Here is a 10,098-nt window from a genome sequence, read left to right as displayed (position 1 = left end):
CCCCCCCCCCCCCCCCCCCCCCCCCCCCCCCCCCCCCCCCCCCCCCCCCCCCCCCCGGCCCCCCCCCCCCCCCCCCCCCCCCCCCCCCCCCCCACCCCGTTTGATCAGGTCACCTGATCATCAGAGGTCAGTCGGCGATGAGGGCCTCGATGGTGGCGAGCAGGGTGCGGACCGGGACGCCGGTCCCGCCCTTCGGCGTGTAACCCCAGGGCGCGGACGTGTTGTAGCTCGGGCCGGCGATGTCGATGTGCGCCCACGGCAGCCCGGCCGGCACGAACTCGGCGAGGAAGTGGCCGCCGACGAGCATCCCGCCCATCCGGTCGGTGTTGGCGTTGACGAAGTCCGCGACCGTCGAGTCGATCCCCTTCCGGAGCTCCGGCGGCAGCGGCATCGGCCACATCGACTCGCCGCTGCGGTCCGCCGCGGCGATGACCGCGTCGCGCAGGTCGTCGCTGCCCATCACGCCCGAGGTGCGGGCGCCGAGGGCGACCATCTGCGCGCCGGTGAGGGTGGAGGTCTCCAGCAGGACGTCGGGGGAGTCCTCGGCCGCGCGGGCGATCGCGTCGGCCAGCACGACCCGCCCCTCGGCGTCGGTGTTGGTGATCTCGGCCTTCTTGCCGTTGCGGAAGGTGATCACGTCGGCCGGGCGGTAGGCCGTGCCGCTGGGCAGGTTCTCCGCCATCGGCACGGTCGCGACGACCTCGACCGGCAGCCCCAGCTGTGCCACGAGGCACACGGTGGCGATCACGGCCGCGGCGCCGGCCATGTCGCTCTTCATGTCCTCCATCTTCGCGGCGGGCTTGATCGAGATGCCGCCGCTGTCGAAGGTGATGCCCTTGCCCACCAGCGCGACCTTCTTGCGCGCGCCCGCGCCGGCGTAGGTCAGGCGCAGCAGGCGCGGCTTGCGGGTGGATCCGCCCCCGACGGCGAGGATGCCGCCGTACCCGCCGGCCGCCAGTGCGTCCTCGTCGAGGATCTCCGCCGTGAGCCCGAGCTTCTCGCCGGCGGCGGCACCGCGGGCGGCCAGCTCGGCCGGGTACAGGTCGTTCGGCGGGGTGTTCACCAGGTCGCGCACGAGGGCGACGGCGTCGGCGACGGCGCGGACGCGGCGCAGGGCCGCCTCGGCGGCACCGGCGCCGGGCACGACGATGGTGATTTCGCTCGGCGGGGCCGGGCGGTCGGCGGGCAGCTGCGACTTGTAGGCGGTGAACTCGTACGCACCCAGCAGGGACCCCTCGCCGACGGCGTGCAGCCGCTCGGCGTCGGGCGTCCCGCCCACGGCGGCCAGGAGGCTCACCACCGAGCGCCGGCCGCGCAGCGCGCGGCTGGCCGCACCGGCGGCCCGGCGCACGGCCTCGGCGCGGTAGCCGCCGGACGGCTCGGGTGCGCCCAGGCCCACGACGGCGACGACCGGGAAGGGCCCCTGGCCGAACGAGGGCAGGCGGGTCACCTCGTCCTCGGCGCCGCGGGCGCCCAGGTCGGTCAGCGCGGGGAGCAGGCGGCCGCCGAGCAGGCGGTCGAGCGCCTCCGCGCCGGGTGTCGGGAGCGGCCCGTCGGGCCCCTTGCCGACGGCGACGACGACGGCGTCGCCGGTCAGCTTCTCGAGCGGGTGGTCGGTGGCGGAGATCGTCGGCGGCACCCATCGATCCTAGAAGGACCCCGTCGCCCCCCAGCACTCGCTCCGCCCGCGCCGGGTCCCTGCGACGGGGCCGTTCCAGCACGTCGCCGGGCTCGCGCCGGGTTCCTGCGACGGGGCCGTTCCAGCACGTCGCCGGGCTCGCGCCGGGTTCCTGCGACGGGGCCGTTCCAGCACGTCACCATGCGGGGCCGCGCTAGCGTCCCTCCCGTGACCCCGCTGACCTCGCCCCTCCACGACCGGCACGTCGCCGCCGGAGCCAAGCTCGCCGACTTCAGCGGCTGGTCGATGCCGATCGAGTACGCCGGCGGGGGTGTTCTCGCCGAGCACGCCGCCGTCCGGGAGGGCGTGGGGCTGTTCGACGTCTCCCACCTGGGCACCGGCACGGTCCGCGGGCCGGGCGCCGCCGCGTTCGTCGACTCCTGCCTGACCAACGACCTGTCCCGCATCGGGCCTGGCCAGGCGCAGTACACGATGTGCTGCGTGCCCGACGGCGAGGCCGGCGCCGGGGGAGTGGTGGACGACCTGATCGTCTACCTGCACGGGCCGGACGACGTCCTGCTGGTGCCCAACGCGGCGAACGCCGCCGAGGTGCTCGGCCGGCTCGCCGACATCGCTCCGGCGGGCGTCGCGGTGGCGGACCGGCACACCGAGGTCGCCGTCCTGGCCGTGCAGGGCCCGCGGTCGCTGCAGGTGCTGGAGCTGCTCGGCGTCCCGGGCGAGATCGGCTACATGTCGTTCGTGACGGGCACCGGGGGGGCCGGCGCCGAGGTGACCGTGTGCCGCACCGGCTACACCGGCGAGCACGGCTACGAGCTCCTCGTCGGCGCCGACCGGGCGGGGGAGATGTGGGACGCCCTGCTGGAGGCGGGGCAGGACCTCGGCATCCGGCCGTGCGGGCTCGGTGCGCGGGACACCCTGCGGACCGAGATGGGATACCCGCTGCACGGGCACGAGCTGTCCCGCGACATCAGCCCCGTCCAGGCCCGCGCCGGCTGGGCCGTCGGCTGGCGCAAGCCGGCATTCTGGGGGCGTGCGGCCCTGCTGGCCGAGAAGGAGGCGGGCCCGGCCCGGCTGCTCTGGGGCCTGAAGGCGACCGGGCGCGGGATCCCGCGCCCGGGCATGGCGGTGCTCGGCGCCGACGACGCCCGCGTGGGCGAGGTGACCAGCGGGACCTTCTCGCCGACGCTGCGGACGGGCATCGGGCTGGCGCTGCTGGACACCGCCGCCGGTGTGGTCGAGGGCGACCGGCTCGCCGTCGACGTCCGGGGTCGTCGGGAAGCCGTCGAGGTCGTGCGCCCGCCCTTCGTGCCCTCGCACGTGCGCTGAGCGGGACCGCTCGCTAGGGCGCGTTCTTGCGGGTGGGGTCGCTGTCGCCCTTCTCCGGCTCCGCCTTGGCCGGCAGGGTGTCGGCCTTCACGGCGTCCCGCTCACCCATCGGCAGCGGCTCGCCGTCGGTGGTGTCCATCCCGGTCTGGTGCTCGGCCTCGGAGTTGATCTCCGCGCCGAGGAGGACCAGGTAGCAGGTCAGGTACAGCCACAGCATCAGGACGATGACGCCGGCGATCGCGCCGTAGGTCTCGTTGTAGGAGCCGAAGTTGTTGACGTAGAAGCTGAAGCCCAGGCTCACCACCGCCCACACCAGGGTGACGACGACCGAGCCGAGGCTCACCCACCGCAGCCGCGGCGCGTCCCGGTCGGGGGCGACCCGGTAGAGGACGGCCAGCGATCCGCTGACGACGAGCAGCAGCAGGACCCAACGGGCGATCTGGGCGAGCACGCTCGCGACCCCGCCCAGCGGCAGCGCGTCCAGCACGAACGGGACGACGGCGACCAGGCCGATGGTCAGGACGACGAAGACGATCGCACCGAGGGTCAGGGCCAGCGAGAGCGCGCGGAGCTTCAGGAAGTTGCGGGTCTCGACCTCGTCGTAGGCGATGTTCACCGCCTTGACCAGGTTGTTCACGCCGCCGGAGGCGGTCCAGAGCGCGGCGAGGATCGACAGGACGAGGCCCCAGGTGAGCGCGCCACCGGCGTCGGTGATGTTGGCGACCTGGGCCTCGATGAGCGCACGGGCGTCCTCGGGGAGCCCGGTGGTCAACTCCTGGACCTGGGCGGCGGCCTGCTCGCGGGAGACGACCAGGCCGTAGATGGAGATCAGTGCCAGGAGCGCCGGGAAGATCGACAGGAAGCCGAAGAACGCCACCCCGCCGGCGATGATCGGCATGTTGTCGGCGTTGTTCTCCGCCCAGGCGCGCTTGAGCACCTGCTTCCAGCCGCCGGCCGGGATCTGCAGCGGGTTCGCGGCCCGGATGCCCGGCAGCTGCTCGGGCGCGGGCGCGTCCGGCGGGAGCCGATCGGGGTCTCCGGACTGCGTGCCGCCGGCTGCGGATCTCGCCGCTGCTGCGCGTCGGGCCGCCTTCTCCTCGACCCGCTGGCGGATCCGGTCGACGGCGCTCTCCCGTGGCCGGGTGCCGGTCATGAGCCCTCCCTGGTGCTGGGCCGGCGACCGGCCGCGGGGTGGTGGGGTCGGCGGTGGCCGGGTGCGGTGCCCGGCCACCGCGCCGGGTCAGTCGCCCGGCCACGCCCCGGTGAGCTTGGTGAAGCCCTGCGCCCCCAGGCGGTCGATGGTCGCCTTGGTGGCCGCGAAGATCGCGCCCTGGAGCGCGGCCGAGACGACGATCTCCCACATCGGGTACTCGCCCTGCAGCGCGTCCGGTGCGTCGTCCTCGCCGCTGATGCGCTTCCACACCTGCTTGAAGACCGCACCCGACACGGCACCGGCCGCGATACCCGCCGCCAGGCCGATCGGCCGGTAGGCGAGCTTGGCTCCCTTGCTCAACGCTTCCTCCTCGCATCCCGACGGGCCTGCTTCTCGGCCCGCTTGGCAGCCTTCCGCGCGGCGGCACGCCGGGCGGCCAGTTCCCGGCGCGCCCGCTTGGCCTCGCGCCTGCGGCCCACGCGCGCACCGACCAGGAGCTCCTCGGTGCTGGCCCGTCGCCGCGCGCGCCGCCGACGCCACAGCACTAGACCCACCAGTCCGGCGAGCGCCGCGCCGGCGCCGGCGAACGCCGGGGGGCTCTCGCGGTAGGTCTCGACGGCGGTGTCCTTGGCCCGGGCGGCGCCCTCCTTGGCGCGGGCGGGCACGTCGAGGCGCTGGCTGAGCTCGTCGACCGTGCGGCCGAGCTGCTCGCGGGTCGCCTCGATGTCGGCCCGGATCTCGTCGGGCTGCGTCGGCCCGTTGCTGGACTGTGCGTCGTCGGGTCGCGACCCGCTGGGCGTGCTCACCGGCGTGCACTCTCCTTCACGGTCGTGATGTCGGCCTGGACGCTGGAGATGGCTTCCGTGGGCACCGGCGGGGATCCCTTCTGGACGTCCTTCTTGCCCACGAGGGCGAGGACGCCCGCGATGGCGAAGAGGACCAGGGTGACGATCAGCGCGGCCAGCCAGGCGGGCATGATCAGCGCCAGGGCGAGGATGGCGGTCGTGATGAGGGCGGCCAGCCCGAAGAAGGCGACGAGGCCGGCGGCCCCGAAGAGGCCGGCGCCGACGCCCAGTCTCTTCGCCTTCTGGGTCATCTCCACCTGGGCGAGGCGGGCCTCGTCCCGGACCAGGCGGCTGATCTGCTCGGTCAGCCGGCCGATCAACTCACCGGTGGATGCGTTCTGGGGCTCGGCGTCCACGGCCGCGCGGGTCGCGCCGGCCGTGGGGTCGGGGCGGGGTGTGCTCATCGGTCCTCCGGGTGGGCGGGGTCGATGCAGGTCCATGCCCCCGGCGGCGGGCCCGTAACCGGCGCCGTGATCACAGCCGGGGAACGATGCGCCCGGCGTGGCCCTCGCCACTAACCTGCCTGCATGAGCTGGCACTGGCGTCTCGAGGACCCCGCTGGATCCCCTCTCGACCCCGCGGCGGTGGGGGTGGAGGTGCCGGCGGCCGACAACCAGGGCGACGCGGAGTCGTGGCTGGGGGAGAACTGGCGGGAGCTGCTCGACCGCGGGGTGGCCACGGTGACCCTCTTCGACGGCGACGAGAAGGTCTACGGACCGATGGGGCTCGCCGCCACCTGACCCTCCACGTGAGGTGGAGGGTCAGGTGGTGCGGCCTCCTCAGCCGCGGGCGGTCTTGGCGGGGTCCCGTTCCACGACGTCCCCGAGGACCTCGTCGATCCTGGCCATGACCTCGTCATCCAGGCGGACGCCGGCGGCCTTGACGTTGTCGTGCACCTGCTCCGGGCGCGTCGCGCCGATGATGGCGGCGGCGACGTTGCCGTTCTGCAGCACCCAGGCGAGCGCCAGCTGGGCCATCGACAGCCCGAGGTCCTCGGCGATCGGCCGCAGCTGCTGCACCCGGCCGAGGATGTCGTCGGTCATGAACCCCTGCATCGACCGCCCGGCCTCGGCGTGACCGGCCCGGCTGTCGGCCGGCGGCTGCTCGCCCGGCCGGTACTTGCCGGTGAGGATGCCCTGCGCCAGCGGCGACCAGACGATCTGGGAGAGCCCTTCCTTCTCCGACGTCGGCACCACCTCGGCCTCGATGACCCGCCAGAGCATCGAGTACTGCGGCTGGTTGCTGATCAGCTGGATGCCGAGTTCGCGGGCCAGCGCTGCGCCGGACGCGATCTGCTCGGCGTTCCACTCGGAGACGCCGATGTAGAGGGCCTTGCCCGACCGGACCAGGTCGGCGAAGGCGGTCATCGTCTCCTCGAGCGGCACCGTCGGGTCGTAGCGGTGGGCCTGGTACAGGTCGACGTAATCGGTCTGCAGCCGCCGCAGCGAGGCGTGGCAGCTCTCGATGACGTGCTTGCGACCCAGCCCGCGGTCGTTGCGGCCGGGACCGGTGGGCCAGTAGACCTTGGTGAAGAGCTCGATCGACTCCCGGCGGTGGCCGGCGAGCGCCGTCCCGAGGACGGTCTCGGCGCGGGTGCCGGCGTAGACGTCGGCGGTGTCGAACGTCGTGATCCCGGCGTCCAGGGCGGCCCGGACGCAGGCGTGCGCGGCGTCCTCCTCCACCTGCCCGCCGTGGGTCAGCCAGTTGCCGTACGCGATCTCGGAGATGGTCAGGCCGGAGCGGCCGAGGCGTCTGAATTCCACGGACCGCGACGTTAGGCGCCGCGCCCGACCACCGCCCGATGGCCCCCTCCAGGGGCCCACCCCGAGCGTGCGAGGGGTGGGGAGGAGGGGGTCCTCTTTCAGACCTCGGCGCCCAGCGGCACCTCGGGCTTGGGGAAGCGCCACCGGCGGATCATGGTCGACCGGCTGATGCCGTACCAGACCAGGCCCTTCATCTTGTGGTCCCCGTCGGGGAACCGCTCGCGGACGGTGCGCTTGATCTTCCGCCCGAGCACCACCGAGTCCATGATTAGCAGCAGGAAGAAACCGAGCAGCAGGAAACTCGTGTAGCTCTTCACCGCCATGCTGGGCACGAAGGTGCCGATGAGGGCCAGGGCGGCGATGGCCAGGAAGAAGCTGCCGATGTTGCGGCGGCTGTCGACGAGGTCGCGCACCAGCTTGCGCTCCGGGCCGCGGTCGCGGGCGGGCAGGTACTCCGTCTCACCGCGGGCGATGCCCTGGCGGGCCTCTGCGCGGCGCAGCGCCTGCTGCTCCCGCATGCGCTTGTAGGCCTCCTTGCGGGTGGTGGGCGGCGGCGGGGGAGGGCCCTGCCGCCGGCCCTGCGCCTCGTTGCGCTTCGGCGTCGGCCGGCCCTTGCCGCCGGCCTTCACCAGCTGCCCGGTCAGCTCGCCGTCGTCGCCGGGCGCGGCGGTGGTCGTCTCGGCATGGTCACGGCGGCCGGGCAGGCGGAGCTTCACGGCCCGGAAGTCTACGTGTGTGAGCAACGGAGCCCCGGACGTCGCGCTCGGAGCCGTACAGTGGGTGCGCACGGGAAGCGGAGCCGTTCCGACGGCGTTCGTCCGCGGCAGGACGCGCCTACGCGGACACCCCGGAGGGAGAGGACAGAAATATGACGGTGCAGGACACCACGGCCACCGGCGTCGTGCTCAGCGACGCGGCGGCAGCCAAGGTCAAGGCACTGCTGGACCAGGAGGGCCGCGACGACCTCCGGCTGCGCATCGCCGTCCAGCCCGGTGGCTGCTCCGGCCTGCGGTACCAGCTCTTCTTCGACGAGCGGTTCCTCGACGGTGACCAGACCTACGACTTCGACGGCGTCGAGGTCATCGTCGACCGGATGAGCGGTCCCTACCTCGGCGGCGCGGTCATCGACTTCGTCGACACCATCGAGAAGCAGGGCTTCACCATCGACAACCCCAACGCGCAGGGCTCCTGCGCGTGCGGCGACTCCTTCAACTGACGAAGGACCCCTCTGTCCCGCCGCTCGCGGCGGCGCAGAGGGGCCGTACGAGGCCCGGTTCCCCTTCTGGGGAACCGGGCCTCGTGGTGTTCGCGGGGACCGGTCATGACGAGGGGAGGCCTGGAGTGTCCGCGCGGGAGTGACGAAACGGCTCCACGTGGTCGGGGGACGGCACGTGGCCGCGGTGCGATCGGCGAGGATCGCGGTGTCAGAGCCGGACGGGGTAGACCGTCTCCGGGATCTCGGGCGTGATCCGCTCCTCGACGAAGATGCCGTGCCAGACCATGAAGACCAGCAGGGTCCACAGCTTGCGGGAGTGGTCGACCGGTGAGCCGGCGCGCTGGTTCTGCCGGTGGGCGGTGAGCATGGCCAGGACCTGCTGCTTGTCCAGCCACTCGTCGGTCTGGCTGTCCTCGATGATCTGCCGGGCCCAGTCGTGCAGGTCCTCGGCCAGCCAGTGGCGGGTGGGGACCGGGAAGCCGAGCTTGCGGCGGTTCAGCACGTGCGGCGGCACGATCTGCTCCAGCGCACGCCGCAGGGCGTACTTCGTCGTCTCCTTGGTGACCCGCTGGTCCACCGGGATGGTCGAGGCCACCCGGAAGACCTCGGGGTCGAGGAACGGGACGCGCAGCTCCAGCGAGTTGGCCATGGTCATCTTGTCGGCCTTGACCAGGATGTCGCCGCGCAGCCAGGTGAAGAGGTCGACGTACTGCATCGCGGTGACGTCGTCGTAGCCGGCGGCGCGGGTGCGCTCGTACAGCTCCCGGGTGACCGCGACGTGCGAGAGGTCCGGGTCGCGCTTCTCGAGGAAGGTCAGCTCCTCGTCCCGGAAGATCCGCGCGTTGCCGTAGTAGCGCTGCTCCAGCGCGATCGAGCCGCGCCGCAGCAGGTCCTTGCCCCGCATCCCGTCGGGCAGCTTCGTCGACAGCGTGCCGAGGGCACGGCGGAGACCTCGCGGCAGCCGGTCGAAGGCGGCCAGGGACAGCGGCTCCCGGTAGATGTTGTAGCCGCCGAACAGCTCGTCCGCCCCCTCGCCCGAGAGCACCACCTTGACGTGCTTGCGCGCCTCGCGGGCGACGAAGTACAGCGGCACGAGCGCCGGGTCGGCGACCGGGTCGTCGAGGTACCAGACCACCAGGGGGATCGACTCGGCGAACTCCTGCGCCGTGACGACCGTGGTGATGTGCTCCACCCCGATCGCGGCCGCGGACTCGGCGGCGACGTCGATCTCGGAGAAGCCCTCGCGCTCGAAGCCGACGGTGAACGTCCTCAAGTCGGGGTTGTAGCGCTTGGCCAGCGCCGCGATCGCGGTGGAGTCGATGCCACCGGAGAGGAACGAGCCGACGGTGACGTCGGCCCGCATGTGCACGCGGACGGAGTCGTCGAGGACCTCGGCGATCCGGTCGTACAGCGCCTGCTGCTCGTCCTTCGCCACCGGCCGGAGCGGGAAGTCCGGGTGGAAGTACCGCTGCGTGGTGAGCTCGCCGTCGGCGACGGTGAAACTGGTGCCGCTCTCGATCCGCCGGATCCCCCGGTGCAGGGTCGCGGGCTCCGGGACGTACTGCAGCGTCAGGTAGTGCTGCAGGGACGCACCGTCCACACCCCCGGCGGCGACGCTGCCGCCGAGGAGCTCCAGCAGCGCCTTCTTCTCGGAGGAGAAGGCGATGGCCCCGTCGGCGAGGCGGGTGGTGAACAACGGCTTGATGCCGAAGGGGTCGCGCGCGCCGAACACGGTGCGGGTCTGGCTGTCCCAGATCACGAACGAGAACATCCCGCGCAGCCGGGTGACGACGTCCTGTCCCCAGAGGTGGAACCCGGCCACGATCGCCTCGGTGTCGCCCTCCGTGGCGAAGGTGGCGCCCGCCGCGGCCAGCTCCTCGCGCAGCTCGAGGTAGTTGTAGATCTCGCCGTTGAAGACGATGCGGTACCGGCCGTCGGCGTAGGGCATCGGCTGGTGGCTGTGCTCGATGTCGATGAACGACAGGCGGTTGAACCCGTAGACGACGCGGTCGTCGTGCCAGACCTCGTTCTCGTCCGGGCCGCGGTGGCGCAGACAGTGCAGGGCGCCACGGACGTCGGCGACGACGTCGTCGGTCACGCGGGGGGCGTCGGTGGAGAAGTAGGCGAGCAGGCCACACATGGGGCGCGGGACTCCG

At 73.0% G+C, this 10,098-nt stretch carries 11 protein-coding genes; 3 read left to right on the top strand and 8 right to left on the bottom strand.

Translation table 11 applies throughout. The features are described from left to right. Positions 1 to 127: 127 nt before the first annotated feature. Positions 128 to 1,639: a leucyl aminopeptidase gene (locus ACI79Q_RS16020; protein ID WP_456612947.1), complete on the bottom strand. Its 1,512-nt coding sequence runs from the start codon at positions 1,637 to 1,639 to the stop codon at positions 128 to 130. A gap of 207 nt (positions 1,640 to 1,846) precedes the next feature. Between ACI79Q_RS16020 and gcvT the strand changes: the two genes are divergently transcribed. Continuing rightward, on the top strand, positions 1,847 to 2,965 hold the full coding sequence (gene gcvT, locus ACI79Q_RS16015; protein WP_456599745.1) for a glycine cleavage system aminomethyltransferase GcvT: 1,119 nt from the start codon (positions 1,847 to 1,849) through the stop codon (positions 2,963 to 2,965). Between the two features lie 13 nt (positions 2,966 to 2,978). Here gcvT and ACI79Q_RS16010 read toward each other — a convergent pair whose 3' ends face one another. From ACI79Q_RS16010 to ACI79Q_RS15995, 4 genes are all read right to left on the bottom strand, one after another. After that, positions 2,979 to 4,118, bottom strand: coding sequence for a YihY/virulence factor BrkB family protein (locus ACI79Q_RS16010; protein WP_456589559.1), 1,140 nt, complete (start codon positions 4,116 to 4,118; stop codon positions 2,979 to 2,981). 87 nt (positions 4,119 to 4,205) lie between these two features. Further along, on the bottom strand, positions 4,206 to 4,478 hold the full coding sequence (locus tag ACI79Q_RS16005) for a DUF4235 domain-containing protein (protein ID WP_456589558.1): 273 nt from the start codon (positions 4,476 to 4,478) through the stop codon (positions 4,206 to 4,208). Further along, positions 4,475 to 4,924: a DUF3618 domain-containing protein gene (locus ACI79Q_RS16000; RefSeq protein WP_456589557.1), complete on the bottom strand. Its 450-nt coding sequence runs from the start codon at positions 4,922 to 4,924 to the stop codon at positions 4,475 to 4,477. Before ACI79Q_RS16000 ends, ACI79Q_RS16005 begins: the two co-directional genes overlap by 4 nt. Then, complete coding sequence (locus tag ACI79Q_RS15995) at positions 4,921 to 5,367, bottom strand: phage holin family protein (protein ID WP_456589556.1); 447 nt, start codon at positions 5,365 to 5,367, stop codon at positions 4,921 to 4,923. Before ACI79Q_RS15995 ends, ACI79Q_RS16000 begins: the two co-directional genes overlap by 4 nt. Positions 5,368 to 5,490: 123 nt before the next feature. On the opposite strand from ACI79Q_RS15995, the gene ACI79Q_RS15990 reads away from it, so the two are divergent. Further along, the gene (locus tag ACI79Q_RS15990; RefSeq protein ID WP_456589555.1) at positions 5,491 to 5,703 is read left to right on the top strand and encodes a hypothetical protein; all 213 of its coding nucleotides are present in this window, start codon (positions 5,491 to 5,493) and stop codon (positions 5,701 to 5,703) included. A gap of 39 nt (positions 5,704 to 5,742) precedes the next feature. Here ACI79Q_RS15990 and ACI79Q_RS15985 read toward each other — a convergent pair whose 3' ends face one another. Next, the gene (locus tag ACI79Q_RS15985; protein WP_456599746.1) at positions 5,743 to 6,726 is read right to left on the bottom strand and encodes an aldo/keto reductase family protein; all 984 of its coding nucleotides are present in this window, start codon (positions 6,724 to 6,726) and stop codon (positions 5,743 to 5,745) included. A 98-nt stretch (positions 6,727 to 6,824) separates the two neighbouring features. Next, positions 6,825 to 7,442, bottom strand: a complete 618-nt coding sequence (locus ACI79Q_RS15980) for a DUF3043 domain-containing protein (RefSeq protein ID WP_456589553.1) — start codon at positions 7,440 to 7,442, stop codon at positions 6,825 to 6,827. Positions 7,443 to 7,594: 152 nt separating this feature from the next. Here ACI79Q_RS15980 and ACI79Q_RS15975 point away from each other — a divergent pair, with 152 nt between their 5' ends. After that, positions 7,595 to 7,942, top strand: a complete 348-nt coding sequence (locus ACI79Q_RS15975) for a HesB/IscA family protein (RefSeq protein WP_456589552.1) — start codon at positions 7,595 to 7,597, stop codon at positions 7,940 to 7,942. 208 nt (positions 7,943 to 8,150) lie between these two features. Here the strand turns inward: ACI79Q_RS15975 and asnB are convergent, their stop codons facing one another. Beyond that, complete coding sequence (asnB, locus tag ACI79Q_RS15970) at positions 8,151 to 10,082, bottom strand: asparagine synthase (glutamine-hydrolyzing) (RefSeq protein WP_456614999.1); 1,932 nt, start codon at positions 10,080 to 10,082, stop codon at positions 8,151 to 8,153. Positions 10,083 to 10,098 lie beyond the last annotated feature (16 nt).

The organism is Blastococcus sp. SYSU DS0828 (assembly GCF_054050975.1).
The sequence above is the reverse complement of the archived record's forward strand: the minus strand, read 5'-3'. Positions and strand labels throughout refer to the sequence as shown.

Bases quoted from the DNA above. Each gene is read 5' to 3' on its own strand.
- ACI79Q_RS16010 (WP_456589559.1), bottom strand. From the start codon at position 4,118: ATGACCGGCACCCGGCCACGGGAGAGCGCCGTCGACCGGATCCGCCAG.
- ACI79Q_RS15995 (WP_456589556.1), bottom strand. From the start codon at position 5,367: ATGAGCACACCCCGCCCCGACCCCACGGCCGGCGCGACCCGCGCGGCC.
- ACI79Q_RS15990 (WP_456589555.1), top strand. From the start codon at position 5,491: ATGAGCTGGCACTGGCGTCTCGAGGACCCCGCTGGATCCCCTCTCGAC.
- ACI79Q_RS15975 (WP_456589552.1), top strand. From the start codon at position 7,595: ATGACGGTGCAGGACACCACGGCCACCGGCGTCGTGCTCAGCGACGCG.
- asnB (WP_456614999.1), bottom strand. From the start codon at position 10,082: ATGTGTGGCCTGCTCGCCTACTTCTCCACCGACGCCCCCCGCGTGACC.